A 25,263-nucleotide genomic window follows, 5' to 3' on the forward strand; every position below is an offset into this window, starting at 1 on the left:
GATTTCGCCGTTCACACCGAAGATCCCGCCGATGGCCGCCTACTTCACGCAGCCCCGCCGCTGGACCTCAAACCCCACCACCACAGGGGACTCTCCTTTCGTACCTTCGGGGTCGTTGGTTGAGTAGCGCGAGCGAGGACGAGCGAGCGCGTATCGAAACCACCGACACTTACCGCTACAGCGTGTCGCAGAACATGTTCCCTGGTGAGCCGCGCGGTCCTACGATCGGCCCATGATCGCCTTCGAGTCGACGGTGAGCCCGCCTGCGGGTGGGGCTCCCACGGACCAGATCCTGATCGCCTTCGCGATGTGTGCGGTGCTGTACCTGCCGCTGGCGTGGTTCGTGTGGCGGGAGTCGGGCGGTCACCCGACCCTGATCGGGCGGCTCGCGGATTGGATGGCGGAGAAGAGCGGGCTGGCGCGGTGGGCCGCGCTCCCGTTCGCGCTGACCTACGTGAGCCTGCTGTCGTGCGGGTTCGGCGTGTACTGGGACGTCCCGACGCACATGCAGAAGGGGCGTGACCCGGGGCCGCTGGCCAACCCGTCGCACTACCCGATCCTGCTCGGCATCCTGCTGTTCCTGATGGCCGGCGTCATGGCGGCGACGCTGGCGCGGCAGGACCTGCCCCGGCGTACCCTCCGGATCACGTCGACCTGGCGGGTGCCGATGGCGCCCGTGGTCCTCACCGCGGCCGGCCTGATCGCCGCGCTGGGCTTCCCCCTCGACGACCTGTGGCACCGGCTCTTCGGTCAGGACGTCACCGAGTGGGGTCCGACCCACACGATGATGATCGGCGGCGCGGTGACCTCGTTCCTGTCCCTGCCGCTGTTCCTCGCCGAGAGCGCTCAGGCCGGGAGGCCGCTGCTCGGCGGCCGCTTCCCGCGGCTGTCGCTGGCCTTCGCGATGGGCTCGTGCATCATCCCGACCGCTTTCCTGATGGAGTTCGACCTCGGGATCCCGCAGTTCCCCGAGGTGACGCTCTACATCATCAGCGCACTGCTGACCGGCTGGATCTTCGTCGGCACCCGGATCGTGCTGGGCCGCGGGGGAGCGCTCTACGGCTGGAGCGTGTACGTCGTGATCCGGCTCGCCATCCTCGCGATGACCGCGCCGCTGACCCACATCCACCACGCCCGCTTCCTGCTCTACCTGGGCGCCGCGATCGTGATCGAGCTCGTCGCGCTGGGCTTCAAGAAGCACGGCGCGGTCTTCGCCGCGACCGCCGGTGCCCTGGCCGGTGCGATCGGCATGCTGACCGAGCAGGTCTGGATGAAGGTCTTCATGCCGATCCCGCTGCCGCCGCCCGCCGACCACCTGCCGTTCCTGCTGGGCGCGGCCGCGGTCTCCGGCCTCGGCGCCGGCCTGCTCGGCCTGGCCTGGGCGACCTTCCTGCTGCGCACGGCGTCCCCGGACGGCACCGTCCCCGACGCGCCCGGACGCGCCACCACGGTCCCGCGCTGGATCGGCACCGCAGGCGTCCTCACGTTCCTGGTCCTGATGGGCATCTTCGCGGTCCCGCGCTCGATCGGGCAGACGACGGTCAGTGAGCAGTGCGGCAACGGTGGCTGCGTCACGAGCTTCGCCCCGGTGGGGAGCGACACCGTCGTCGCGACCGTGCGGTACGTCGACAACTGCGTCGGCCAGGACCGCTGCCTGTCGAAGGTGCAGGTCGAGGTCACGCCCGCCGACGCCGCCGAGAACGCCCTCTGGTTCGACGCGCTGGCCTGGCAGGGCGAGCGCGACCACGACAGCCGAGTGCCGGGCAACGGTGTCCTGGCCACGCAGATGGTCTCGCACGGCGACGGCATCTACGAGACGGCCGACCCGGTGCCGCTCTACGGCAACTGGAAGACGATGGTCCGGCTGCACCGTGCCCCCAGCGCGATGGTCGCGCTGCCGCTGCACTTCCCGGCGGACCCGTCGATCAAGTCGGTCCGCGCCGGCCTGATCCAGGTGGCCGACGGCGACAGCGCCCCGTTCGTGTACGAGCCGTCCCTGCTGCAGCGCGAGCGCCGCGACGGCGTACCGGGCTGGTTGTGGGGCGTCATGTACGGCACCGTCCTGGCGGCCTGGATGGTCCTGCTGGCCCTCTACGGCTGGTGCTACGTCAACGCGGGACGTCCCAGTGCGGTCGCGAAGGCGGCCCGGGAGCCGGTGCACACCTAGAATCGCCCGGTGCACGAGGCAGACACACCGCTGGAGCGGATCGACCCGGCGGACCTCGAGGTCGCGCTGCGGGTGCTGAAGCAGATCCCGCTGCTCGACCCCGAGCACGACGACGTCCGCACGATGAAGCGCGCGGCGTCGTACATGTACAAGCTGATCAAGAAGCAGCGGCGGGCAGAGATCCGAGCCGAGAAGCAGCGGCACGACCAGGAGATCATCGAGCGTACGGCGACGGGGTCGGCCATGCGCATCGACGACGAGACCGCGGGGATCCCGCTGGTGTCGACGGCCCAGGGCGCGTTCGCGGGGGAGCTGATCACCGCCCGCGGCTGCTACATCTGCAAGCAGGACTTCACGCTCGTCGACGCGTTCTACCACTGGCTGTGCCCGTCGTGCGCCGCCAAGTCGCACGCCAAGCGGGACCAGCGCACCGACCTCACCGGCAAGCGGGCGCTCCTCACCGGCGGGCGCGCGAAGATCGGCATGTACATCGCGCTCCGGCTGCTGCGCGACGGTGCGCACACGACCATCACGACGCGGTTCCCGAAGGACGCCGTCCGCCGGTTCGCGGCCATGGAGGACTCCGCCGACTGGCTGCACCGGCTGAAGATCGTCGGCATCGACCTGCGCGACCCCACCCAGGTGATCTCGCTGACCGACGACGTCGCCGCCGACGGGCCGCTGGACATCATCATCAACAACGCCTGCCAGACCGTACGCCGCCTCCCGGGTGCCTACTCGCACCTCACCGACGGCGAGCTGGCGCCGCTGCCGTCGGGCATCGAGCTGCCGGAGATGGTGTCCTTCGACCGGATCTCCGAGGCACACCCTGCCGCCATCGCCGGTGCGCTGGCCGACCACGCGGTCGCCCACCACGACGGGGAGTCGGCCGAGTCCGCGCTGGCGGCGCACAACGCCGCGTCGATGACGGCGCTGGCGCTCAAGGCCGGCGGGGCGTCCCTGGAGCAGCACCTCGCCGGCACCGCGATCGACGCGGGCGGCCTGATCCCGGACATCCAGGACAACAACTCCTGGACCCAGGTGCTCGACGAGGTGGACCCGCTGGAGCTGCTCGAGGTGCAGTTCTGCAACTCGATCGCGCCCTTCCTCATCAACTCGCGGTTGCGGCCGGCGATGCGCGCGGCGGTGGCCGCGGGTGCCCGGCGTGCGTACATCGTCAACGTCTCGGCCATGGAGGGTCAGTTCTCGCGGCGCTACAAGGGCCCGGGCCACCCGCACACGAACATGGCCAAGGCCGCGCTCAACATGATGACGAGGACGTCGGCGGGGGAGTACTTCGAGACCGACCGCATCCTGATGACCGCCGTCGACACCGGCTGGATCACCGACGAGCGGCCGCACTACGAGAAGCTCCGCATCGCCGCCGAGGGCTGGCACGCGCCCCTCGACCTGGTCGACGGGGCTGCCCGCGTCTATGACCCGATCGTGCGCGGCGAGGCCGGGGAGGACCTCTACGGGGTCTTCGTGAAGGACTACGAGCCCTCGCCCTGGTAGGCCCGCCCGAGAGAACAGCGCATGTGCTTCGCGGCCCCGATGGACCTCGGCGCCGGCCTGGCCGTCACCGGCATCGGCGTCGCATCGCTGCGCGTGTCGCGCTCCTCACCGCGGAGCCGGGCGCTGGCGGCGCTGCCGCTGCTGTTCGGCGTGCACCAGCTCGTCGAGACCTTCGTGTGGTGGGACCTCCAGGGCCGGGTGTGCCACGCGGCCGGCCTGACGGCCGAGTGGATCTACCTGGCGATCGCGCTGCTCGTCGTACCGATCCTGGTGCCGTACTCCCTCCTGCGCGAGGACGCCGTGCGACCGGCCTGGCTCGCGTGGTTCTTCGTGGGGTGCGGGGTGGTGGCCGTGGCGACGTGCGCCTGGGGCCTGCGCGACGGTGAGGTGCCGATGCGGATCGACGGCCACCACATCGCCTACACCGTGTCCCCGCTGCTGGGCGACGCCTCCTTCGTGATCTACCTGGTCGCGACCTGCGGTCCCGGGCTCCTGGCTCGGAGCCGGTCGCTGCGGCTGTTCGCCGTGCTCAACCTTGCGGGCGTCGGCGTCGTCGTGTGGGCGGCGCGCAACGGAACGGTCTCGCTGTGGTGCTTCTGGGCCGCGCTGATCAGCGTCCTCATCTACCTCCACCTGCGGGCGGAAACCAGATCGCGGCGGTGACGGCCAGGATCGTTCGCTGCTCGTGCTCGGTGGTGGTCGGAGAGGTTGCGCAGCAACCGTCGCGAGACTTCTCTGGGTGCTCTACGGGGCTGGTCGGTGGCGGCCGCACCGTAGCGGACCGGTCCCCGCCGTCAAGGACGCCTTCGGCGCCGCTGCGCGGTCGCTTCGCGATCCTTGACCGCGGGTCCTTACCGGTCGGCTTGTACGGCGCGGAGTCGGCACGGGCTTCGCCCGCGCCGCCGCTACGCGGCCGCCACGGGGGTGCGCTCGACCGCGCCGCTGGTCGAGGAGGTTGCGCAGCAACCGTCACGAGGCCCGGCGCCATGCTCTCGGGGCCGGTCGGTGGTGGTCGCGCCGCTACCGACTATGGGTCACTCGACCCATAGCCCGTAGGCGTCCGACCCTCACGTCCTGCGGTGGAACCGGAAGTCGCCCGAGGCCAGCTTCGTCATCGAGTACCGGGTGTCGTGCGCCCGATGGTGATGGTGGCTGCAGAGCAGCACACCGTCGGCGAGGTCAGTTCTGCCGCCTTCGAACCACGGCTCAGATGATGCGCCTCGCACCAGGCCGCCGGAATCGAGCAGCCCTCCGCGCGGCAGCGTTTGTCCCGCAGACACATGGCCTTGCGCTGATGGGGCGCATAGCGACGTCGACCCCGCCCCAGGTCCAAGACCTCGGACTTCCCGCCGAGGACGGCGGGGATGATCTTCGCGGTGCACGCCAGCCGCCGCGCCTCCGACGCGGAGATGACCGTGCTCCCCAGCATCGCGGACCCGAGGTCGTCGACCAGGGCCTCGTAGGAGACGGTGACGATCACGGCCGTGGCGTCGCCGCCGTGGTCGGGCAGCCGGCTCGGGTCGAGGACCTCGAGGAGTCGGCAGAACGCCTCACCACGGGACCTGGACTTCGTGACGCGGGGTGAGTCCTCGGCGTCGAGGTAGGTGGCGAGCCGCTCCGCGATCGAGTCCGGGACCAGTGCGGCGATCTTCGTGGTCCCGTCGCCACGGCGTTGCAGCTTCACGCTGCACTTGTCGCGGGCTGCTTGTTCCTCACGTTCGAGTGCCTTGCCGAGCTCGGCCTCCGCCACGTCAGGCGCGACCACTTCCAGGATCTTGGTCCCGAGCACCCGCAGGTCGCGGGGGTCGTAGGTCTGGGCGAGCTTGATGAGGTGCTTCTCGGCGCGGGTCTTGGTGAGGTCGTCGACCCTGTCGGACAGCCTCTCGATCGAGCGGATGATCACCCGCGCCTGCGCGGTGTTGACGGACCCGGCTCGCATCGCGGCCGCGGTGAGGGGATGGGCCTGGAGGTCGCGGGCCAGGTGGAGGTCGGCACGGGCGGTGGTCGTGGTGCGACCTCGACCACCGCGGCGCGACCTCCCCGACCACTGCGGAGGCCGGCTCAGCGGTCGCCGAGGGCCGGTTCGGCGGAGCGGCGGACGATAAGGCTCAGAACCGCCTGCGTGAGGGCGTGCCCGACCGCGGTGATCACGAAGAGGAGCAGGATCAGCCGGGGTGCGGCGTCCCAGGCCAGGGCGTGGCCGATCGTCCGCATCGTTCCGCCCGGGTCGGTGAAGGGCTCCCAGCTGTTGAGGCGGGGCCAGCGGCCCAGGAAGATCCCCACCGAGACCTGGGCGTGCACGACGAAGCGCAGCGGGAGCCGCCAGGAGCCCCGCCCGATCCGCTCGAGGTAGGAGCCGGCCATTCCGAGCGCCAAGGTGTACGCCACGAAGCCGGACACGACGAGCAGGGCGTAGACGGGCACGACGGTGGTCCAGACCGGAGCGTCCGGCCCGAGGCGGCGGATGGTGGGGCCGACGTGGATGAGGTCGGTGACGACGTACGGCGAGTTCGGCAGGAACAGGCCGAAGACCACGACGCCGCCCCACCACAGCGGTCCCCGCCGAGACGTCCCGCGCCGGAACAGCAGCACCGCGAGCGCCACCGGGATCCACGCCAGGAAGGTGTTCCACAGCATCCAGCCGCCGCTGCGGTCGAGCAGCTGCGCCACCGTGTGGAGGTGCGCCATGGCGCCAGGGTAGGGCCGGTCCGGTTGGGCCCGACGGCTAGCGTTGCGGCCGTGATGACGGGCGGAGCGATCGATGCGGTCGGCTTCGTCGGTTCGGCGGGTGCGGCAGTCATGTGGGTGCCCCAGGCGGCGCGGGTGCTGCGGCTGCGCCGGTCCGGCCTGCCGTTGCAGGGCGTCAGCCCGGCGGCGTACGCCGTGGCGATCGTGTTCAACGTGCTGCTGGCCTGGTACGGCGTCACCGAGCGCGCGGTCCCGGTCGTGGTGGCCGGCACGGTGAACCTGGTGTGCGCGGCCGTCATCGTGGGGGCGATCAGCCTGCCGCGCCGCGAGCGGGGTACGCCGTGACGGCCGCGCTCGGTTGGGCGGTCGGCATCCTCGACGTGGTGCAGTTCCTGCCGCAGCTGCGCCGCGCGCTCCGGCTGCGCCGCGACCACGCCGCGATCCGCGACCTCAGCCTCTCGACCTGGACGATCGCGACGGTCCAGGGCACGGCCTGGGTGGTCTACGGCTTCGCCGAGGGGCTGCTGCCCATCGCGCTGCCCAATGTCGTGATCACCCCGGTCTGCGCGACCCTCCTGGTCCTCCGCCTCCGCGCCTCAGCCGAGCGCGAGACGCCCGGCCACGACGAGCATCGTCGCGGCGACGAGGAGCTCCAGGACCTGCCATGAGCGCGGGCGGGCCAGCAGCGGCGAGAGCAGCCGCGCGCCGAACCCGACGGTCGTGAACCAGGCGATGCTGGCCAGACCCGCCCCGGCGGCGAACCACCACCGGCCGCCGCCGACCGAGTCGTGCGTGGCGGCCAGCGTGCCCAGCAGCAGGACGGTGTCCAGGTAGACGTGCGGGTTGAGCCAGGTCAGTGCCATCGTCCGACCGACCACGCGGCGGCGCGAGTCCGCGGAGCCCGCCGCGGCCGTCAGCGACTCGGACCGGCGGGCGCGGGCGATCGCGCCGACGGCGTACCAGACCAGGAAGGCCACCCCGAACCAGCGCGCCACCTCGAGCAGCCAGGTGTGGTCCTGCACCACGACGCCCACGCCGGCCGCCCCGGCGAGGATGAGCACGACGTCGGACAGGGCGCAGACCGTGACCACGGGGCCGACGTAGGTACGCAGGAGGCCCTGCCGCAGGACGTGGGCGTTCTGTGCCCCGATCGGGACGATGAGGGACAGGCCGGTGAGCAGGCCGGCGGTGGCGACGGTGAGCACACCTCCATCCTGAGTGGCCCGGGATATGAAGGCCAGCGAAGGTTCCTACAGTATCTGAAGTACGTCTTAAGATGAGAGCCATGCGGTTCGACCCCGCCCAGCTCGAGACCCTGCTCGCGATCGTCGAGGAGGGGACCTTCGACGCCGCCGCACGCCGCCTGCACCTCACGCCGAGCGCGGTGAGCCAGCGGGTCCGCGCGCTGGAGGGCGCGGCCGGCCAGGTCCTGCTGCGGCGTACGACGCCGGCGACCGCCACCCCGGCCGGCGAGCCGTTGCTCCGGCTCGCCCGCCAGCACCGCCTGCTCGAGGAGGAGGCCGCGGCCGCGCTCGGAGGAGAGACCGCCGGCGACCTCGCGGTCGCGGTCAACGCGGACTCGCTGGCCACCTGGTTCCGCCCCGTCCTGACCACGGTCGCCGAGCGTGGCCAGATCGCGCTGCGCCTCTCCATCGAGGACCAGGCCTACTCCCACGAGCTGCTGCAGCGTGGCGAGGTGCTGGCGGCGGTGACCTCCCAGCCGGACCCGGTCCAGGGCTGCACCGTCGAGCCGCTCGGCGCCCTGCGCTACACGCCCGCCGCCGCGCCTGACCTGATAGAGCGCCACCGCCGCGGCCGCCGCGGCCGCCGCGGCCGCAGCGTCGACCGGAGCACCCTGCCGATGGTGGTCTTCAACGAGAAGGACCACCTCCAGGACGAGGTCCTCGGCGACGCGCGCCCGCCGGTCGTGCACCGGGTGCCGAGCACGGCCGACTTCTACGAGGCGATCCGTTGCGGCCTCGGTTGGGGGATGCTGCCCCACGGCCAGCTCGCCGCGGGCGTCGCGAACGGCGAGGTCGCCCGGCTCCCGGGCAGTCGCCCTGTCGACGTACCTCTCTTCTGGCAGCGGTGGCGGCTCGGCTCGGATGCCCTCGCCACCCTCACCGAGGACGTACGCCGGGCAGCCCGACGCGGGCTCAGGCGCGTGGCACCGACGCCGGATCGCCGGTGAGGACCCGCAGCGCGAGGTCCGTCGTGGCCGACATGTTGAGGTGTCCGACCACCCGCTCCACCCGGGCGATGTCGAGCGGCAGCAGCCCCGGCGTGCCCGGCACGTCCGGGGTGAGCCGCAGGTCGAGGTCGGTGCGCCCGGCCATCAGCTCCAGGTTGAAGTCGTACGCCGCCCGCGCCCCCTCGGCCGACAGCCGTCGCACCACGGTGGCGCCCATCCGGCGGCCGCCGCTCTCGTCGGCCCACGCGTCGAGGGCCGCCGCCACGGCCGCGCCGCCGTTGTGCTCGACGTCCGCCCAGATGTCGTCCATCGGCCCGACCTCCGAGAGCAGCGCCGCCGCGGTCTTCTCGCCGATCCCGGCGATGCCGGGGAGGTTGTCGCTCGCGTCGCCGCGGATGGCGGCGAACTCGAGGTAGCGCTCGGCCGGGACGCCGTACATCAGCCTCAGCCGCGCGGGCGTGAGCAGGGGAGAGCCGTTGATGCCGCCGTCGATCAGCCGCAGCACGCTCGTGTGGTCGCTGATGTGCGCGAACGAGTCGCGGTCGGAGGTGATGATCGTGCAGTCCCACCCGTTGCGGACGGCCCAGGCCGCGGCCGAGGCGTTGACGTCGTCCGCTTCGAGGCCCGGGGGCGTCAGCGTCGCCAGCCCGAGCGCGTCGAGCAGCGCGCCCGCGCGGTCGAGCTGCTCGACCAGGTCGGCGTCCTTCTCGGCCCGGCCGGCCTTGTAGTCGGGGTAGCGGTCCCGGCGCACCGACGCCACCCGGTCGTCGAGGCCGAAGATCACCGCGTCCGGCGCGAAGGCGTCGATGGCCTCGATGATCTGGCGCAGCATGCCGTGCAGCGCCCACGCGGGGCGTCCACCGCGGTCGCGGAGCCGGGTGTGGGCGCGCGCGTGGTGGTTGCGGTGCAGCAGCGACGGCGCGTCGACCGCGAGCAGAAGCCTGCGCGGACGGGTCACGCGTGCGCCAGCGCGTCGAGGGCGTCCAGGGAGACGACGGCCAGGGGAGTCCCCGCGAGGCGTCGTACGGCGTTGCGGGCCTCGGCCGAGTCGTCGTCCCAGAGCCGCAGCAGCACGTCGAGCGGCTCGATCAGGTCGCCGCTCACGGCACGGCCGGTGTTGCTGGTCAGGATCCGGCCGTGCTCGTTGACGATCGCGACCCGGCCCGCGCACGCCTGCAGGGTCGGGAGGAGGAACCGCTCGGCCACGTGCACCTTGACGTCGCAGCCGGCGACGCCGAGGAAGGTGCCGTCGACGACGACGGGCTCGGTGAAGGTGAGGGTGTAGTCCTCGGTGCACAGGTAGTCGACGTACGGGCCGGTGACGTGCGGCCGGCCCGAGTCGCGCGGCACGGTGTACCAGGGCAGGTGCTCGTAGTCGAAGAACCCCATCGCGCTCGAGTCGGTCTGCACGACCAGCCGTTGTGGCCGGTCGTCCGCGTCACGGGCGAACCACTCCAGCCACCACCGGGAGTCGTCGAGGCCGCCGACCGCGGCGACGAAGCCGCCGCCGTGGACCAGGCCACCCGGCGCGAGGCCCGCGCGCAGCGTGTCATCGATGACCGCGAGGTCGCCACTGCGGCGCGGGCCGCCCGTCGACAGCGCCTCGTGCGCGCCCTTCGCCGCGGCCGTGACGAAGGCGACGGCGAGGCCGGTGAGCTCGACGAGCCTGGCCAGCACCGCGTCGAGATCCCCCAGGTCGCTCACGAGGCCTCCTTGCTCAGCTTGAAGTCGATGAGTCGCGCGGTCGCGTCGGCGACCCGTCGCTCGGCGGCCGCTCGGGCCGCGAGCGGGTCGCGTCCGTCGACCGCCGACACCAGAGCGTTGCACGTCTCGACCGTCTCCGCATGGCTGTCGTCGTCCCCGAACGCCAGCCAGAGCAGGGTGCCGACCTCCGCCTGCAGCTGGATCTCCTCGCGGTAGAGCCGCGTCGACTGGGCGGCGACGGCCATCTCGATGCTGAACTGCGCGTCGGCGCGGCGCCGCAGGGCCGTGTCCGGCGCCTGCGCGAGCTGGGTCGCGACGCGGTGCAGGCGCGCGACGTCCTCGGCGCTGGCCCGGCGGGCGGCGAGCGCGGCGCAGGCGCCCGAGATGGCGGCGTACACGTCGCCGAGGTCGCGCAGCTGGAGCAGGCCGAAGGCGGCCAGGCGCTGCTCGGCCAGCCGCGCCGCGACCTCGCGCGACGCCTGGACGAAGCTGCCGCCGCCGCGGCCGCGGCGGGTGACGACGAGCCCCTCGTGGCGCAGGGTCGCCAGCGCCTCGCGGATCGTCACGGTCGACACCCCGAGCAGGCCGGCGAGCTCCATCTCGCCGGGGAGCTGCTCACCGTCCGGGACCAGCCCGAGCGCGATCGCGTCCGTCAGCCGCCGGGCCACGAGCTCGGTGCGGCTCTGTGACTCCAGCGGTGAGAACACCGCGCCGGCGGCGCGGCCGTAGAACGGGATCGGCACGCCAGAAAGTGTGCCCGACCCCTTGCACTTTGAAAACTGGTTTCATATGTTTTCTCGCACCAGTCGTGAGGAGGCTTACCCATGAACGAGTCCGAGACCGCCGAGGCGATCCCGCCCGCGATCTCCATCCGCGGGGTCCGCAAGGCCTTCGGCGACGTGGTCGCGGTCGAGGAGATCGACCTCGAGATCGCCGACGGCGAGTTCTTCGCCATGCTCGGTCCGTCGGGGTCCGGCAAGACGACGGTGCTGCGGATGATCGCGGGCTTCGAGCAGCCCACGTCCGGCCAGATCCTGCTCAACGGCCACGACGTCACGGGCGTGCCGCCCCACAAGCGTGACGTGACGACGGTCTTCCAGGACTACGCGCTCTTCCCCCACATGAGCATCCTCAAGAACGTCGAGTACAGCCTGCGCGTACGCCGGGTCGGCGCGGCCGAGCGCCGCAAGCGCGCCACGGAGGCGCTCGAGCTCGTCCGGCTCGGCCACGTCGCGAACCGCAGGCCGCACCAGCTCTCCGGCGGTCAGCGGCAGCGGATCGCCCTGGCCCGCGCGCTGGTCTCCCGCCCCCAGGTGCTGCTGCTCGACGAGCCGCTGGGCGCCCTCGACCTCAAGCTGCGCGAGCAGATGCAGGTCGAGCTCAAGGCGATCCAGCGCGAGGTCGGCATCACCTTCGTCTTCGTCACCCACGACCAGGAGGAGGCGCTGACCCTCTGCGACCGGCTCGCCGTCTTCAGCGAGGGGCGCATCGAGCAGGTCGGCGACGCCCGCGCGGTCTACGAGAACCCGGTCAACCGCTTCGTCGCCGACTTCGTCGGCACGTCCAACGTGCTCGCCGACGGCGTCGCGACGGACCTGGTCGGCCGGGAGGGCGCGTTCGCGATCCGCCCGGAGCGGATCGCCGTGCTGCCGTCCGGTGCGGATGCCGGCGTACGACGCAGCCACGACGGCACCGTCTCCGAGGTCGTGTACGCCGGTCCGATCAGCCGGCTGCTCGTCGACGTCGCCGGCACCACGCTGACGGTGACCAGCCTCAACACCGACCCCGCCACCTCGGCCCTCGCGCGCGGCGACCGCGTGCGGGTCGCCTGGAACGACGACGCGCTCCACGAGCTCGTCGGCTGAACGCCCACCACCAGAGGAGAAGCAGATGAAGCTACGTTGGAAGGCGTGCGCCGTGCTCGGTGCCGCCGCGATGACGATGAGCGCCTGTGGCGGCTCGTCCGACACCGGCACCAGCGGCCTGAGCGTGCCGAACATCCCGATGCAGTCCTCGGTCGGCCAGGGCGAGGGCAAGCTGAACATCATCGTCTGGGCGGGCTACGCCGAGGACGGCTCCGACGTCAAGAGCGTCGACTGGGTGCACCCCTTCGAGCAGCAGACCGGCTGCCAGGTCAACGCCAAGATCGGCAACACGTCCGACGAGATGGTGCAGCTCATGCAGTCGGGTCAGTACGACGGGGTCTCGGCCTCCGGCGACGCGACGCTGCGCCTGATCTACGGCGGCGACGTCGCGCCCGTCAACACCGACCTGGTGCCGAGCTACAAGACCATCGCGCCCTTCCTCAAGAACGGCTCGTGGAACTCGGTCAAGGGCCAGATGTACGGCATCCCGCACGGCTGGGGCGCCAACGTGCTGATGTGGAACAAGGCGGTCGTCAAGCAGACGCCGACCTCGTGGTCGTCGGTCTTCGCGCCGGACGCCTCGCTCAAGGGCAAGGTGACGGCGTACGACAGCCCGATCTACATCGCGGACGCCGCGCTCTACCTGATGAAGTCGAACCCGTCGCTCGGCATCAAGGACCCCTATTCGCTCACCCAGCCGCAGCTGGACGCCGCGGTCGCGCTGCTCAAGCAGCAGAACGGCAGCATCGGGGAGTACTGGTCGGACTACACCAAGGAGGTGCAGTCCTTCGACTCCGGCGCCAGCGCGATCGGTACGTCGTGGCAGGTCATCGCCAACACCATCGACGGTGACGGCAAGACCCAGGTCGGCACGACGATCCCGTCCGAGGGCGCGACCGGTTGGTCGGACACCTGGATGATCTCGTCGAAGGCCGCACACCCGAACTGCATGTACAAGTGGATGGACTGGATCACCTCACCGAAGGTGAACGCCCAGGTCGCCCAGTACTTCGGCGAGGCGCCGGCGCAGACGAAGTCCTGCACGCTGTCCGCCGCGGACAAGGCGTTCTGCGCGCAGTACCACGCGACCGACGCGTCGTACGCCGCGAAGATCCACTACTGGACCACGCCCCAGACCCAGTGCGTCGACGGCTCGGGCAACGACTGCACGAGCTACACCGACTGGGTCAACGCCTGGCAGCGGATGAAGGGCTGACGCATGTCTGACGTCGTGCAGGGGCGGGGGCGGCTCGCGCTGCTCCTGCTCCCGCCGATGGCCTGGTTGGTGATCGCCTACCTGGGCTCGATGGCGGTCCTCCTGGTCAGCGCCTTCTGGGGCGTGAACGGCTTCACCGGCCACGTGGAGCACGTCTTCACGACCCAGAACTTCTCGAACCTGGTCAGCGACCCGTTCTACCGGACGGTCACGCTGCGCACGATCGGCGTGGCCCTGCTGGTCACGGTGGTCGACGCGGCGCTGGCCGTGCCGATGGCGCTCTACATGGCGAAGTTCGCGTCGCGCCGGGTGCGGCTCGCGCTGGTCGTCGCGGTCACGACGCCGCTGTGGGCGTCGTACCTCGTCAAGGCGTACGCCTGGCGGGGCCTGCTCGCGCCGGGCGGTCCGATGGACTGGGCGACCGGCGGGAACGCGCCGGGCTACGGCCTGACGGCCACCGTGATCACGCTGTCCTACCTGTGGTTGCCCTACATGGTGCTGCCGGCGTACGCCGCCTTCGAGCGCGTGCCGGACTCGCTGTCCGAGGCGAGCCAGGACCTGGGCGGCAACGCCTGGGGGACGGTACGCCGGATCGTGCTCCCGCTGGTCTTCCCGGGCCTGGCCGCGGGGTCGATCTTCACCTTCTCGTTGTCGCTCGGCGACTACATCGCGGTGCAGATCGTCGGTGGCAAGTCGCAGCTGCTCGGCAACGTGATCTACGGACAGCTCGTCACGGCCAACGACCAGCCGATGGCGGCCGCGCTCGCCTTCGTGCCGCTGGTCGCCGTGCTGCTCTACCTCGGTGCGCTGCGGCTCACCGGGCAGCTGGAAGGGGAGACCGCGTGAGGTCGGCTGCGATGCGGCGGATCACCGCCGCCTGGACCGTGCTGGTCCTGCTGTTCCTGTACATCCCGCTCGCGTTCGTGGTGCTGAACTCGTTCAACACCTCGCGCACCTTCGCGTTCCCGCCGACCGGGCTCACCCTCGACTGGTGGCACGACGCGGCGCACAGCTCGGGCGCCTGGAGCGCGCTCGGGGTGACGGCGGTCGTCGGGCTCTGCTCGATGCTGATCGCGCTCGTGCTCGGCACGCTCGCGGCCTTCGCGCTGCAGCGGCACCGGTTCTTCGGGCGCCAGCCGATCAGCCTGTTGATCACGATGCCGATCACGCTCCCCGGCATCGTCACCGGCATCGCGATGGGCACGACCTTCACCTCGGTGCTCGGCTGGACGCTGTCGATCGGGACCGTGATCATCGCGCACGCGACGTTCTGCATCGTCGTGGTGTTCAACAACGTGCAGGCGCGGCTGCGCCGGATGGGCGGGCGGCTGGAGGAGGCCAGCTCGGACCTCGGGGGTCGCGGCTGGCAGACCTTCTTCTACGTCACCCTGCCCGGTCTGCGCGGGGCGCTGCTCGCCGGCGGCCTGCTGGCGTTCGCGCTGAGCTTCGACGAGATCGTGGTCACCAACTTCACGCTCGGCGCCTCGTCGAAGACCCTCCCGCTGTGGATCTTCGACAACCTGTTCCGGCCGAACCAGGCGCCCGTGATCAACGTGGTGGCGGCCGTGCTGACCGTCGTCGCGGTGATCCCGGTGTGGGTCGCGCAGCGCGCGGCGGGGGACGACGCGGCCACGCGGGTCTGAATCAGCCCCGGTCGATCCGGGGCGGCACGACGATCCGCGCCACCATCGCGGCGAGGCCGCGCCGCGCGAGCAGGCCGCACAGGAACGCTCCGGGCAGCTCGAGGACGAGGGCCATCACGATGGCCGTGGTGCGATCGGTGCCGGGGTGGGCCGTGAGCACGTCGAACCACGCGTCGACGATGAGCATCGTGGCGCATGCCGTGGCGGTGAGGACGACGTGCGGGTCGCGCCGGGCGGCGAGCCAGCCGGTGCGGGCGAGCACGAGGATGAGGAACAGGTCGTAGCCCACCCAGGCGCCGCGGTAGTGGTAGGCGACGCTGTGCCGGGGGAGCGCCGAGGCGAGGTAGACGTCCCAGGGGATCAGCAGCGCCGCGACGGCCAGGTAGAGGCGGGGCACCCAGCGCCCGGCCCAGGAGCGGTGGTGCGTCGTCAGGCTCGGGTCACTCGCCACGACGGTGACGCTACCGCCGTGGCGAGTGACGCGCGATCAGCAGGAGGCGGAGCCGCTGTCCTCGTAGCCCAGCGCGGAGGCGTCCTTGCCGGGACCGGGCAGGACGGGCTTGTAGTCCCAGCTGTAGCCGCTCGGGCCGAGGTCGAGCTTCATCACCCCGAAGCCGCCGGCGTACGCCGTGACGACGTTGGGGTTGGCCCAGCTGCCCGGCGTACCGGCCAGGGAGTCGAGCCCCTCGCCGCCGGTGCCGACGATGAACTCGGGGATCCCGTTGGCGGCGTCGGGGTTGCCGGCCGGGTCCATCGGGCGCAGCCGGGCGTAGGCGTGCTCGTGGCCGTTGAGGACCAGCGTCGCGTTGTTGGCGTAGAGCAGCTTCCACCAGGCGTCCGTCATGGCGCCCTCCTTGCCGCCGGCGCCGGGCGCCGAGGCGGGCACGGTCGCGGTCGACGCGGTCGTGGCGCTGAACGCCGGCTGGTGCCAGTAGGCGATCGTGCAGGGCCGGTTGTTGTTCGCCAGGTCGTCGGCGAGCCAGCTGGTCTCCTGGGCGAGGAGGCCGCCGTCGGTCGTGGAGCAGTCGTGCTGGAACGCGTCGGAGTCGCACTCGGCGTTCAGCGAGATGACGTGCCAGTTGCCGAGGTCGTAGGAGTACCAGCCCTGGCGCTCGCTGGTGTCGTCACCCGCCTGGCCCTGGGGGTACGGCGATCCCGACTGGTCGTGCCCGTTGAAGTAGCCGTAGTAGCCGGCGCCGTTCTGGCCCGCCTCGTGGTCGCCCTTCTTGGTGTACGCGTAGTACTCGTGGTTGCCCGGGGCCGGGCGCTCGAGCATCTTCAGCCCGCCCCACGCCTGCTCGAAGGACTGCTCGAAGTCGCTGAGCTTGCCGACCTGGTACTGCTCGTCGCCGAGCAGCGCGACCGCGTCCGGGTGCATCGCCGTGGCCTGCTTCGCGGTGGCGAACTCCGCGCTCAGCCCGCCGAGGGTCGGGCTGCCGCACTTGAGCGCGGCCGGCGTCGAGGCGTTCTCGGGGTCGTCGGGCTCGCAGGCGATGTCGCCGACCACGGCCATCGTGGAGGTCTTGGCCTGCGGCTGCGCATAGGGCCAGTCGTTGTCGTCGTGCGGACGGTTGAGCGCGACCGCGACGCTGGCGGTGCCGGCAAGGACGAGGCCCGCGGCGACCGCCGCGACCAGGGTGTTTCGCTTCATGGTGCTCGTTGTAGTGGAGAGCATCGGCGGCTCGGCCCAACGTGGGATGGATCCTCGGTGAACTCATCGCGATGTAGCGTCGGGCCGTGCAATCCACCGCAACCGCGCGCGTCTCCGCGAGCCCCGCAGCCGTCTGGGCCGTCCTCTCCGACCACGAGGGCATGACCAAGTGGGGCCCGGGCATCCGGGTCCGTCTCGACCAGGAGGGCGCCGGGGACCGCAACGGCGTCGGAGCGGTGCGCCGCATCAGCGCGCCGGTGCCGCTGCCCGCGATCGTCGAGGAGATCACGGCCTTCGAGCCGGACCGGGTGCTGGGCTACAAGGCCCGTGCCGGCGTACCGCTCAAGGAGTACGCGGGCGAGGTCCGTCTGGCTCCGCACGGCGACGGCACCGAGATCAGCTACTCGGTCTCCGCGCACGGCAAGCTGCCGGCGCTGGACCGGGTCGCGACCCAGGCGATCGCCTCCGCCCTGCTGGCGGCGCTGGTGCGGGCGGTCAAGAAGTCTGGTTAGACTTCGAACATGCGTTCGGTGACGGTGGGCGGCCAGGAGCCCCTGCCGTTCACCGCGCCCGAGCGTTCCGCGCGCTCGTCGGTACGCCGCCGGGCGGTCGCCGAGGAGCCGCCGGCGTCGTACCGGTTGGGCGCCGAGCTCGTCGCGACCCGCGGCTGGCCGGCCGGCACCGAGGTGATGGTCGACCCGGCGCTGCGCCCGGGTCGCGGCGACGTGGTCGCCGTCCGGGAGCAGCAGCGGGTGCGCGTCGGGGTCTTCGACCGGCGGTTCGGGAGGTCGGTCCTGGTGACCGATCGTGGGGTCGCCTGGATCGCGCCGACCGCCGAGATCCTGGGCGTGGTGACGCTCGTCGGTGCGGCGCTGGAGGGGATGCCCGACCCGCGCTCGGGTTGAGTCGGACCCCTCTGGGATGCTGGGCCACTCACGTCGTACCAGCAGGACCCGGGGGAGGTCGGAATTGAGCGAGATCGCGGGGGAGCTCGCGCGGGTGAAGGGTGCCTTCACCCAGCCCACCCTGATGCTCCTGCACCAGCGTCAGGCGCCCGTCGTGATCACGATCTTCCGGGCCGCGTTCGGGCGCAGCAACAGCCCGATCCCCACGGCCCGGCTGCACACCCAGGTCGAGGAGCACCTCGTCGAGATCCGGCTCGCCGGGGAGACCGACGTGCCGGCCGGCAGCGGTCGGGAGATCTGCCAGCGGTGGATGCGCGGGCAGTGGCTGGTGCGTTCGATCGACGAGGGCGGGCGTGAGGTCTACTCGCTGACCTCGCACGCCCAGCAGGCGCTCGAGCTGGTCAAGAACCTGACTCGTGACCGCGCGACGCTCAGCGAGCACAGGATCGCCACGATCCTCAGCACGGTCCGCCGGTTCAACGCCGAGGCCAACCCCGACCGCACCGCTCGCGTGACGATCCTCAACGACGAGATCGCCCGCCTCAAGCTCGAGCGCGACCGGCTCGTCGACGGCGAGGAGCTGGTCGGCGCGACCGAGGACTACATGCTCGAAGGCTTCACCGAGCTGCTCTCGCTGATCTCCGCGCTGCCCAGCGACTTCGCCCGGGTCGAGGAGCGCTTCGCCCAGATCCGCGGCGAGATCCTGGCGGCGTTCCGGGCCGAGGAGCGGCCCGCCGGAGAGGTGATCGACGACTACCTCGCGCGCGCCGACGCACTGATGACCGCGACCCAGGAGGGCCGCGCCTTCGAGGGAGCCTTCGCGCTGCTCCGCGACGACGCGCTCGTCACCCAGCTGCGCGAGGACCTCACCGCCCTGCTGGACCACCCCCTGTCCGACGGCATCCTCGGCGACGCCGACCGGGGCGAGCTGCGCGGGACGGTCCGGCTGGTGCGCGACGGGCTCGACCGGGTCCTGTCGCAGCGGTCCCGCGTGACCGCCACGCTCAAGGAGTACATCGTCTCCCACGACGCGGCCCGCGACCGCGAGCTCGAGCAGACGCTGCGGCAGGTGGAGTCGGAGCTGATGACGTGGGTGGCCTCGACCGGTCCGCGAGCCAGCCACGACGTCCCCCTGCTGCCGTCGCGCGCGAGCGTCGAGCACCTGCGCGAGCGCTTCTACGACCCGGCCGACGACGTGCTGCCCGACCGCATCTCGCCGTCCGAGCCCGAGGAGGCGGTGGGCCTCTCGCTGGCCGAGCTGAAGCTGTACGGCGGCCCGCAGCTCGGCGAGCTGCGCGACCGGCTCGACCGGGTGCTGGCGGGGCTGACGCCGCCCGAGTCGCTCGGCGCGATGTTCGGCGAGCTGGAGCCCTCCCTGCGGCGGCCGGTCGAGATCTTCGGGCTGCTGCACCTGGCAGCCGCCCGTGACTGGGTGGCCGAGGAGGCCACGGAGTCGTACCCCGCCGTACGCCCGGACGGGTCGCTGCGGACCCTGGCGGTCCCGCGCACGCCCCTTCCCGACCCCGACCTGACGAGAACAGGGGATCCCGCATGACCGAGCTGGACGAGCTGGACGAGATCGACCTCGAGCCCTTCGAGGAGTACCCCGTGTCGCTCTTCGAGGGCGACGAGGGCGGTCTGGACCTCGCGCAGCGCCAGGTGCTGGTGACCCTGCTCAAGCAGCGCTTCATCAGCGCGCGCACGCACGCGCGCGACTGGCACGTCCTGGTCGAGCACGAGCGGCTCATCAGGTCCCGGCTCAACGACCTGTTCCTCGACCTGATGATGGACCGCGACCGCGAGGTCGCGTGGAAGCGGCAGGCCGTCTCCGAGACCGGCAGCCGCTTCCCGACCCTGCTCCACGACACCAGCTGGACCCGTGAGGAGACCGTGGTCCTGGTGCACCTGCGCGACCGGCTCCGGGCCGGGCACGGCGCCGGGGACGCTCACGTGTTCATCGATCGCGAGGACATCGTCGCCCACGTCGAGACGTTCCGGCCGCGCCACGCGACCGACGAGGCGGGCGACGAGAAGCGGGCGCGCGCTGCGGTGCAGAACATCGTCAAGGCGGGCCTGCTGATCGGGGCGACCACCGACGAGCGGTTCGAGATCAGCGAGGCGGTCGAGCCGCTGCTCCCGCTGGAGCTGCTGCAGGAGCTGCTCGCCTCGCTGCAGGCTGCGAACGCGGCCGACGAGGCCGAGCCGGCGGAGGCGGACGCGGAGCTGTTCGAGGAGGACGAGCGATGACCGAGACCATCGACGCGACGACTGCCGCAGGCGGGTTGTTCGACGAGCAGACGGTCGCGACCCCGAGCGACGACACGGCGCAGTGGCGGGCATCCGTCCTCCAGCTGGTCAACTGGGGCGGCTTCGGTGGCGTGACGGTCGTGCCCCTCGGCGGGGACACCACGATGATCTCCGGCGCCTCGGGCGTCGGGAAGAGCACCATCCTGGACGCCTACACCGCGCTGATGATGCCGTCGGACACGAAGTTCAACGGGGCCTCCAACGACGCCGTCGCCGGGCGCGCCCGCAGCGCCGGGCAGCGCAACCTGCTGTCCTACCTGCGCGGCGCCGTCGACGTCGTCGACGACCCGAGGACCGGGCGGCCGGTCGAGCAGCTGCTCCGCGGCAAGGGCGGCGACACCTGGGGTGCGGTGGCGATGACCTTCGTCAACGACACCGGCGGCCGGTTCACCGCGCTGCGCACCTACTACGTGCCGCGCCGGGCGACCCGGTCGAGCGACGTGGCGATGACGCTGCTCAGCCTCGACGGCGCGCTCGACGTCGAGCTGCTCGACGCGGCGGTCCCGGACCGCTTGCACTCGAACACGATCAAGAAGCTGTTCCCGGGCATCCGCGTGCACCGGACGTACGCCGAGTTCGCGGCCGTCCTGCACGCCCGGCTCGGCATCGGGGCCAACGGCGACGGGGCCAAGGCGCTGCGCCTGCTCGCCCGGATCCAGGCCGGCAACCAGGTCCGCAGCGTCGACGAGCTCTACAAGGACATGGTGCTGGAGCGCCCGGCGACGTACGCCGCCGCCGACCGCGCCGTCGAGCACTTCGACGACCTCGACTCCGCGCACTCGGCGATGCGGACCGAGCAGCAGAAGCTCGAGGTGCTCGAGCCGATCGTCGACCTGCACCGCCGCAAGGAGCTTGCGGTCAAGCGGGCGGCCGAGCTGGACGCGTTCGGCGTGACGCTGAGCGGCGACAGCCCGCTGCAGCTGTGGCTGCTGCGCACCCACCAGCGGCTGCTCTCCGCCGCGGTCGTCGCCAACCGCGCCGAGCACGCGCGCACCGTCGAGGAGCTCGCCTCGGCCCGCACCGCCGAGACCCAGACCGCCGGTGACCTGGAGGCGGCCAAGGACGCCCACCGGGCCGCGGGCGGCGGCGACCTGCAGGCGCTGGCCGCTCAGATCGACGCCGAGCGGATCGTCCGTGAGGAGCGGGGATCCCGGCTCGCCGAGCTCGAGGAGCGGGTCTTCCCGCTGGTCGGGTTGACCGACACCGACGTCCCCGACCTGGAGACGGCGCTGGACACGGCGGCCGGGTTCGCCCAGCTGCAGGAGCACGCGCGACGCACGCTCGACGGCTTCGCCGCCCAGCAGGCAGCGCTCCGCGCACAGCGCGACGAGGTGCGTGACGGCCTCATCCCGCTCAAGTCCCAGCAGACCGAGCTGCGCTCGGAGCGGGCGTCGTTGGAGAGCCGCGCCGGTCGCGTGCCGGCCCCGCTGCACGAGCTGCGCACGCACGTCGCACGCGCGGTCGGCATGGATCCCGACGACCTGCCGTTCGTCGCCGAGCTGATCGACGTCGCGCCCGAGGAGTCGCGGTGGCGCACCGCCATCGAGACCGTGCTGGGCGGCTCTGCCCGGCTGATGCTGGTGCCGCTGGACCGGCTCACCGCGTTCTCGGCCGCGATCGACGGGCTGCAGCTGCGCGCCCGTCTGACGTTCCAGGGTGTCCCGCTCGACCTGCCGGAGAGCGGCCCGCAGGACCCGGAGCGGATCGCCGGGAAGCTCCTCTTCAAGGACTCGCCGTTCGCGGGCTGGGTGCAGGCGCACGTCGCGGAGAGCAGCCGCAACGCGCTGTGCGTGGAGACCAGCGCCGAGCTCGACGGTCCGGGCTACCGGGTGACGCTCGCCGGCCAGACCCGCAGCGGGCACCGCGGCTCCCACGGGCGCAGCGACCAGCGCAACATCATCGGCTTCTCCAACGAGGACGCGATCGCCGAGCTCGACCTCCAGCTCGAGCGGATCGAGCGCGACCTGGAGCGCCTCGACGCGAGCCTGGCCGAGCTCGACCGGCGTGCGAGCGTCCTCGAGCAGCAGCGCAAGGCCTACGACGCCATCGCGATGGCCCGCTTCGACGACGTCGACGTCGTGGGCAGCGAGCGTCGCATCGCCGAGATGGAGCAGCGCCGCGACGACATCCTGTCGGCCGACGACCAGCTGCAGGTGCTGCAGAAGCAGATCGACGGCCTCGGTGTCGAGCTCGAGGCCGTGCGCCAGCGGCGGTTCGGGCTCGAGCACCGCCAGCGGGAGGTCAACGCCGCGCACGGTGAGCTGGTCGACTCCGAGGACACGGTGAACGACCGGCTCGACGCGATGGAGTCCGGAGGTCGTGTCGTCCTCACCGAGGAGCAGGATGCGGCCCTCGCGGCGGAGCTGGCGGCCGCAGTCGCGCCGGCGGATCCCGAGGATCTCGATCGCTTCCACGAGCACTCGCAGCGGCTGCAGGACCGGCTCCGCGGGGCGGTCGGCGACTCCGAGGCGGAGATCCTGCGGGTCGACGACGAGCTCGTCCGGATCTTCGGCTTCTACAAGCGCACGTGGGACTCGCCCAACCTGGGCTCCACGGTGGACTCCTTCGCGGACTATGCGCGGATCCTGGACGAGATCCGCAGCAAGGGCCTCGCCGACCGGCGGGCGGAGTGGCGCCGTCGGCTCACCGAGTGGAGCGGGCAGGACCTGGTGCCGCTGCTCGGCGCCATGTCCCAGTCGATCGAGGAGATCGAGGACCGACTCGGGCCGATCAACGACATCCTGCGGCGCCTGGAGTTCGGCGCGACCGGTGACCGGCTGCGGATCCGGCTGCGCCGGCTCGCACCCGCCCACGTGCAGATCTTCCTCAAGGACCTGCGTGCGCTGTCGTCGTCCTCGACGACCAAGCTCGCGGAGGAGGACCTCGAGAAGCGCTTCGCCGACCTCAGCCGGTTCATGCAGCAGCTGCGCCCGTCGGTCGGCGACGGCCCGTCGGACCGGGACCGTCTGCTCGACGTGCGCCGCCACGTCGAGATCAGCGCCGAGCGCTACGACCCGCTGACCGGCGAGCTGCGGGCGACGTACCGCACGCTGGGGGAGAAGAGCGGTGGCGAGTCGCAGGAGCTGGTGGCGTTCATCGTCGGCTCGGCGCTCCGCTTCCGCCTCGGTGACGAGATGCGCTCCCGTCCGCGGTTCGCGCCGGTGTTCCTCGACGAGGGCTTCGTCAAGGCCGACTCGGAGTTCGCCGGCCGTGCCGTGCAGGCCTGGAAGGGGCTGGGCTTCCAGCTGGTCATCGGCGTGCCGCTCGACAAGGTCACCGGCCTCGAGCCGCACATGGACGAGCTGCTCGCCATCACCAAGAACCCCACCACCCACCAGTCCTGGATCACGCCCATCCGGGACGCCTGATGCGGACGCCGCGACTCAAGTCACCCGACGACGTGGTGGCTGAGGTCGCGGCGCGGCTGGCGCGCGACTGGCACCGCCTGGTCTGCGGCACTGATTGGAATCCCCTCATCCGCCTCGGTACGTCGGACCTGCGCGGCCATCGCCTGCGCGAGCACTGGTCGGAGATCCACCAGGACACACTGGACTGGCAGGACTGGGCGGCTGCGGCTGGCGTCGACCTCGAGCTGAGGACTGTCAGCCTGCACCGCACCGCCCAGGCGATCGCTGCGGCGGTGCGGGTGGCATCGGTGGATGTCGCCGCGTCGGTGGTCGGCGGGGACTGGCCGGCGCGGCTGGCCCGTGGTCGGGCGCGGGCGACGAGGTTGACGGCGGAGTTCCCCACGGCCGACGTGGCAGGGGTGATCAGGGCGGTCGACGGATGGTCGGACGTCGACGTCGACGTGCTCTGCCGGTCCGCGGCGTGGTTCGCCGGCCCGCACCCGGCCGGGCTGACCGCACGCCAGGTGCCGGTGGAGGGACTCGGCACGAAGTGGCTGGACAAGCGGCAGGGCGTCGTACGCCGCCTCGCCGGCCTCGACTCGCTCGACCTGGTGCCCGGGCGGCCCCAACGGGTCCACGTGACCTACCTCGACCCTGACCACCAGGCTGCAGGAGGGCGGCGGCACGACCTGGCGACGGACGGCGATGTCGACGCGGTGGCCTATACGCCCCGGGTGGTCCTCATCTCCGAGAACCGCGACACCGCCCAGCTGTTCGCGCCCGTGCCCGGCGGGATCGCGATCGAGGGCGACGGGAACGGGCCCGGGGTGGTGCCGCGCCTGCCGTGGGTCGCGGCCGCTCCGCACGTCGTCTACTGGGGCGACCTCGATGTGCGCGGGCTGGAGATCCTCGCCGCCTTCCGCGCAGCTCTGGGGTCGCACGTGCGGTCGCTCTTCATGGATGCGCGTGCCTATGAGCGCTGGGAGAGGTACGGCGTCGACCACGACCACGACGGCAAGCCGCTCGGCCCGCGTCCCGTGCGGGACCTGGCGCACCTGGAGCCGGGGGAGAAGGCGGTCTACCGGTCGCTGTGCTCCGCGGACTGGACGGGCCACCGGAGGATCGAGCAGGAGCGGATCCCGCTGGACGAGGCGGCTCAGGAGCTGGCGCGGATCGTCAGTCCTTGACCGCGGCCTCGTCGGCCTCGTTGTCGAGGTTGCGGGCGCTGGTGAAGCGGCCGAGGCGGGCGACGTCGGCGTCCAGTGCCGGGAGGATCTCGGGGACCAGGCGCAGCACGGGGAGGTTGCCGGCGGCGGAGTTGAGGGCGACCCGGTTGATGCCGAGGCCGCGCACCCAGCCCGGGCAGTACACCTTGCGGGACCGCTTCTCGATGCCCTTGACGAAGGCGGCCACGCAGGACTCGACGTCGGTCGTCCTCCCGAGTGGCGGCGGCAGCTTCTTGAGCAGCCGCTGGAAGGCGGGCAGGTCGGACTTGGCGTCCTGGACCAGCGGGGTGTCGATCCACGACATGTGCGCGCAGCCGACGTCGACGCCGAGGTGCTTGACCTCGAGGCGCAGGCTGTTGGCGAAGTGCTCGACCCCCGCCTTGCTCGCGTGGTACGCCGAGAGGCCCGGTGCCGCCACGAAGGCGGCCAACGACGACACGACCAGCACGTAGCCCTTCGACTCGATCAGGGCGGGAAGAGCGGCGTGCACGGTGTTGAAGACGCCGGTGATGTTGATGTCGATGACGCGCTTGAACGCCTTCGGGTCGGTGTGGAGGACGCTGCCGTAGCTGGCGATGCCGGCGTTGGCGAGCACCGCGTCGACCCGGCCGAAGCGGTCCAGCGCCGAGGCGACGGCAGCCTGCATGGCGGCGACGTCGCACACGTCGGCCACGATCCCGAGCGCGTTCCCCTCGCCGAGACCGGCCACGGTCTCGTCCAGCGCCGCGCGGTCGAGGTCGGTGAGGACGACGTGCGCGCCACGTCGTACGAGCTCGGCGGCGACCGCCGCTCCGACGCCGCGGGCACCACCGGTGATGAGAACGACCTGGTCCATGCG

25 protein-coding genes are annotated in these 25,263 nt (G+C 71.8%); 16 read left to right on the forward strand and 9 right to left on the reverse strand.

The features are described 5' to 3' along the window. Positions 1-232 precede the first annotated feature (232 nt). From ACYVAQ_RS19245 to ACYVAQ_RS19255, 3 genes are read left to right on the forward strand one after another with little or no spacing between them, the layout of a single operon-like run. The gene (locus ACYVAQ_RS19245) at positions 233-2,167 is read left to right on the forward strand and encodes a hypothetical protein (RefSeq protein WP_460792097.1); all 1,935 of its coding nucleotides are present in this window, start codon (positions 233-235) and stop codon (positions 2,165-2,167) included. A gap of 9 nt (positions 2,168-2,176) precedes the next feature. Next, positions 2,177-3,682, forward strand: coding sequence for an SDR family NAD(P)-dependent oxidoreductase (locus ACYVAQ_RS19250; protein WP_460792098.1), 1,506 nt, complete (start codon positions 2,177-2,179; stop codon positions 3,680-3,682). Positions 3,683-3,703: 21 nt separating this feature from the next. Beyond that, complete coding sequence (locus tag ACYVAQ_RS19255) at positions 3,704-4,345, forward strand: DUF6629 family protein (protein ID WP_460792099.1); 642 nt, start codon at positions 3,704-3,706, stop codon at positions 4,343-4,345. 448 nt (positions 4,346-4,793) lie between these two features. On the opposite strand, the gene ACYVAQ_RS19260 is transcribed toward ACYVAQ_RS19255, so the two are convergent. Further along, complete coding sequence (locus tag ACYVAQ_RS19260; RefSeq protein ID WP_460792198.1) at positions 4,794-5,747, reverse strand: DUF222 domain-containing protein; 954 nt, start codon at positions 5,745-5,747, stop codon at positions 4,794-4,796. Continuing rightward, positions 5,744-6,370: a DUF1361 domain-containing protein gene (locus ACYVAQ_RS19265; RefSeq protein ID WP_460792100.1), complete on the reverse strand. Its 627-nt coding sequence runs from the start codon at positions 6,368-6,370 to the stop codon at positions 5,744-5,746. Before ACYVAQ_RS19265 ends, ACYVAQ_RS19260 begins: the two co-directional genes overlap by 4 nt. Positions 6,371-6,421: 51 nt before the next feature. Here ACYVAQ_RS19265 and ACYVAQ_RS19270 point away from each other — a divergent pair, with 51 nt between their 5' ends. Both ACYVAQ_RS19270 and ACYVAQ_RS19275 read left to right on the forward strand, forming a co-directional pair. After that, entirely contained in the window at positions 6,422-6,715 is a 294-nt protein-coding gene (locus ACYVAQ_RS19270; RefSeq protein ID WP_460792102.1) for a hypothetical protein, read from the forward strand. After that, entirely contained in the window at positions 6,712-7,038 is a 327-nt protein-coding gene (locus ACYVAQ_RS19275) for a hypothetical protein (RefSeq protein ID WP_460792103.1), read from the forward strand. Before ACYVAQ_RS19270 ends, ACYVAQ_RS19275 begins: the two co-directional genes overlap by 4 nt. Here the strand turns inward: ACYVAQ_RS19275 and ACYVAQ_RS19280 are convergent. Next, the gene (locus tag ACYVAQ_RS19280) at positions 6,967-7,575 is read right to left on the reverse strand and encodes a LysE/ArgO family amino acid transporter (RefSeq protein WP_460792104.1); all 609 of its coding nucleotides are present in this window, start codon (positions 7,573-7,575) and stop codon (positions 6,967-6,969) included. The two genes, ACYVAQ_RS19275 and ACYVAQ_RS19280, sit on opposite strands and share 72 nt — an antisense overlap. Before the next feature lie 80 nt (positions 7,576-7,655). Between ACYVAQ_RS19280 and ACYVAQ_RS19285 the strand changes: the two genes are divergently transcribed. After that, entirely contained in the window at positions 7,656-8,561 is a 906-nt protein-coding gene (locus ACYVAQ_RS19285) for an ArgP/LysG family DNA-binding transcriptional regulator (RefSeq protein ID WP_460792105.1), read from the forward strand. On the opposite strand, the gene ACYVAQ_RS19290 is transcribed toward ACYVAQ_RS19285, so the two are convergent. Genes ACYVAQ_RS19290 through ACYVAQ_RS19300 form a run of 3 tightly spaced genes read right to left on the reverse strand, consistent with a single transcriptional unit; the run spans position 8,527 to position 11,008 of the window. Next, positions 8,527-9,519, reverse strand: coding sequence for a 5'-3' exonuclease (locus ACYVAQ_RS19290; protein ID WP_460792106.1), 993 nt, complete (start codon positions 9,517-9,519; stop codon positions 8,527-8,529). The genes ACYVAQ_RS19285 and ACYVAQ_RS19290 overlap by 35 nt on opposite strands. Then, positions 9,516-10,265: a PDC sensor domain-containing protein gene (locus tag ACYVAQ_RS19295; RefSeq protein ID WP_460792107.1), complete on the reverse strand. Its 750-nt coding sequence runs from the start codon at positions 10,263-10,265 to the stop codon at positions 9,516-9,518. Before ACYVAQ_RS19295 ends, ACYVAQ_RS19290 begins: the two co-directional genes overlap by 4 nt. Further along, positions 10,262-11,008: a FadR/GntR family transcriptional regulator gene (locus tag ACYVAQ_RS19300; protein WP_460792108.1), complete on the reverse strand. Its 747-nt coding sequence runs from the start codon at positions 11,006-11,008 to the stop codon at positions 10,262-10,264. The genes ACYVAQ_RS19295 and ACYVAQ_RS19300 overlap by 4 nt, the downstream gene beginning before the upstream one ends. An 81-nt stretch (positions 11,009-11,089) precedes the next feature. Between ACYVAQ_RS19300 and ACYVAQ_RS19305 the strand changes: the two genes are divergently transcribed. Genes ACYVAQ_RS19305 through ACYVAQ_RS19320 form a run of 4 tightly spaced genes read left to right on the forward strand, consistent with a single transcriptional unit; the run spans position 11,090 to position 14,989 of the window. Next, positions 11,090-12,130 carry an ABC transporter ATP-binding protein gene (locus tag ACYVAQ_RS19305; protein WP_460792109.1) on the forward strand — a complete coding sequence of 347 codons (1,041 nt, stop codon included), beginning with the start codon at positions 11,090-11,092 and terminating at the stop codon, positions 12,128-12,130. Between the two features lie 25 nt (positions 12,131-12,155). Further along, complete coding sequence (locus ACYVAQ_RS19310) at positions 12,156-13,346, forward strand: extracellular solute-binding protein (RefSeq protein ID WP_460792110.1); 1,191 nt, start codon at positions 12,156-12,158, stop codon at positions 13,344-13,346. Positions 13,347-13,349: 3 nt separating this feature from the next. After that, on the forward strand, positions 13,350-14,192 hold the full coding sequence (locus ACYVAQ_RS19315) for an ABC transporter permease (RefSeq protein ID WP_460792111.1): 843 nt from the start codon (positions 13,350-13,352) through the stop codon (positions 14,190-14,192). After that, complete coding sequence (locus ACYVAQ_RS19320) at positions 14,189-14,989, forward strand: ABC transporter permease (protein ID WP_460792112.1); 801 nt, start codon at positions 14,189-14,191, stop codon at positions 14,987-14,989. The genes ACYVAQ_RS19315 and ACYVAQ_RS19320 overlap by 4 nt, the downstream gene beginning before the upstream one ends. Before the next feature lies 1 nt (position 14,990). On the opposite strand, the gene ACYVAQ_RS19325 is transcribed toward ACYVAQ_RS19320, so the two are convergent. Next, complete coding sequence (locus tag ACYVAQ_RS19325) at positions 14,991-15,440, reverse strand: hypothetical protein (RefSeq protein ID WP_460792113.1); 450 nt, start codon at positions 15,438-15,440, stop codon at positions 14,991-14,993. A gap of 36 nt (positions 15,441-15,476) precedes the next feature. Next, positions 15,477-16,640, reverse strand: coding sequence for a metallophosphoesterase family protein (locus ACYVAQ_RS19330; protein ID WP_460792114.1), 1,164 nt, complete (start codon positions 16,638-16,640; stop codon positions 15,477-15,479). An 86-nt stretch (positions 16,641-16,726) separates the two neighbouring features. Here ACYVAQ_RS19330 and ACYVAQ_RS19335 point away from each other — a divergent pair, with 86 nt between their 5' ends. The 6 genes from ACYVAQ_RS19335 (at position 16,727) to ACYVAQ_RS19360 (ending at position 24,386) form a co-directional block, all read left to right on the forward strand. Then, positions 16,727-17,152: an SRPBCC family protein gene (locus ACYVAQ_RS19335; protein ID WP_460792115.1), complete on the forward strand. Its 426-nt coding sequence runs from the start codon at positions 16,727-16,729 to the stop codon at positions 17,150-17,152. A 9-nt stretch (positions 17,153-17,161) separates the two neighbouring features. Beyond that, on the forward strand, positions 17,162-17,545 hold the full coding sequence (locus ACYVAQ_RS19340) for a hypothetical protein (protein ID WP_460792116.1): 384 nt from the start codon (positions 17,162-17,164) through the stop codon (positions 17,543-17,545). A gap of 64 nt (positions 17,546-17,609) precedes the next feature. Continuing rightward, positions 17,610-19,100, forward strand: coding sequence for a DUF3375 domain-containing protein (locus ACYVAQ_RS19345; protein ID WP_460792117.1), 1,491 nt, complete (start codon positions 17,610-17,612; stop codon positions 19,098-19,100). Beyond that, the gene (locus ACYVAQ_RS19350; RefSeq protein ID WP_460792118.1) at positions 19,097-19,792 is read left to right on the forward strand and encodes a DUF4194 domain-containing protein; all 696 of its coding nucleotides are present in this window, start codon (positions 19,097-19,099) and stop codon (positions 19,790-19,792) included. The genes ACYVAQ_RS19345 and ACYVAQ_RS19350 overlap by 4 nt, the downstream gene beginning before the upstream one ends. Continuing rightward, positions 19,789-23,220 (forward strand): ATP-binding protein, encoded by a 3,432-nt coding sequence (locus ACYVAQ_RS19355; RefSeq protein WP_460792119.1) that lies wholly within the window; start codon positions 19,789-19,791, stop codon positions 23,218-23,220. The genes ACYVAQ_RS19350 and ACYVAQ_RS19355 overlap by 4 nt, the downstream gene beginning before the upstream one ends. Next, positions 23,220-24,386: a Wadjet anti-phage system protein JetD domain-containing protein gene (locus ACYVAQ_RS19360; RefSeq protein ID WP_460792120.1), complete on the forward strand. Its 1,167-nt coding sequence runs from the start codon at positions 23,220-23,222 to the stop codon at positions 24,384-24,386. Before ACYVAQ_RS19355 ends, ACYVAQ_RS19360 begins: the two co-directional genes overlap by 1 nt. Here ACYVAQ_RS19360 and ACYVAQ_RS19365 read toward each other — a convergent pair. Then, on the reverse strand, positions 24,376-25,260 hold the full coding sequence (locus ACYVAQ_RS19365; RefSeq protein WP_460792121.1) for an SDR family oxidoreductase: 885 nt from the start codon (positions 25,258-25,260) through the stop codon (positions 24,376-24,378). The genes ACYVAQ_RS19360 and ACYVAQ_RS19365 overlap by 11 nt on opposite strands. Between the last annotated feature and the right edge of the window lie 3 nt (positions 25,261-25,263).

The sequence above is a fragment of the Nocardioides maradonensis genome, from assembly GCF_054777115.1.

Excerpts from the sequence above, each read along its gene's own strand:
- ACYVAQ_RS19245 (WP_460792097.1), top strand. The coding sequence starts at position 233 with ATGATCGCCTTCGAGTCGACGGTGAGCCCGCCTGCGGGTGGGGCTCCC.
- ACYVAQ_RS19255 (WP_460792099.1), top strand. The coding sequence starts at position 3,704 with ATGTGCTTCGCGGCCCCGATGGACCTCGGCGCCGGCCTGGCCGTCACC.
- ACYVAQ_RS19265 (WP_460792100.1), bottom strand. The coding sequence starts at position 6,370 with ATGGCGCACCTCCACACGGTGGCGCAGCTGCTCGACCGCAGCGGCGGC.
- ACYVAQ_RS19285 (WP_460792105.1), top strand. The coding sequence starts at position 7,656 with ATGCGGTTCGACCCCGCCCAGCTCGAGACCCTGCTCGCGATCGTCGAG.
- ACYVAQ_RS19305 (WP_460792109.1), top strand. The coding sequence starts at position 11,090 with ATGAACGAGTCCGAGACCGCCGAGGCGATCCCGCCCGCGATCTCCATC.
- ACYVAQ_RS19310 (WP_460792110.1), top strand. The coding sequence starts at position 12,156 with ATGAAGCTACGTTGGAAGGCGTGCGCCGTGCTCGGTGCCGCCGCGATG.
- ACYVAQ_RS19315 (WP_460792111.1), top strand. The coding sequence starts at position 13,350 with ATGTCTGACGTCGTGCAGGGGCGGGGGCGGCTCGCGCTGCTCCTGCTC.
- ACYVAQ_RS19330 (WP_460792114.1), bottom strand. The coding sequence starts at position 16,640 with ATGAAGCGAAACACCCTGGTCGCGGCGGTCGCCGCGGGCCTCGTCCTT.
- ACYVAQ_RS19340 (WP_460792116.1), top strand. The coding sequence starts at position 17,162 with ATGCGTTCGGTGACGGTGGGCGGCCAGGAGCCCCTGCCGTTCACCGCG.
- ACYVAQ_RS19350 (WP_460792118.1), top strand. The coding sequence starts at position 19,097 with ATGACCGAGCTGGACGAGCTGGACGAGATCGACCTCGAGCCCTTCGAG.
- ACYVAQ_RS19355 (WP_460792119.1), top strand. The coding sequence starts at position 19,789 with ATGACCGAGACCATCGACGCGACGACTGCCGCAGGCGGGTTGTTCGAC.
- ACYVAQ_RS19360 (WP_460792120.1), top strand. The coding sequence starts at position 23,220 with ATGCGGACGCCGCGACTCAAGTCACCCGACGACGTGGTGGCTGAGGTC.
- ACYVAQ_RS19365 (WP_460792121.1), bottom strand. The coding sequence starts at position 25,260 with ATGGACCAGGTCGTTCTCATCACCGGTGGTGCCCGCGGCGTCGGAGCG.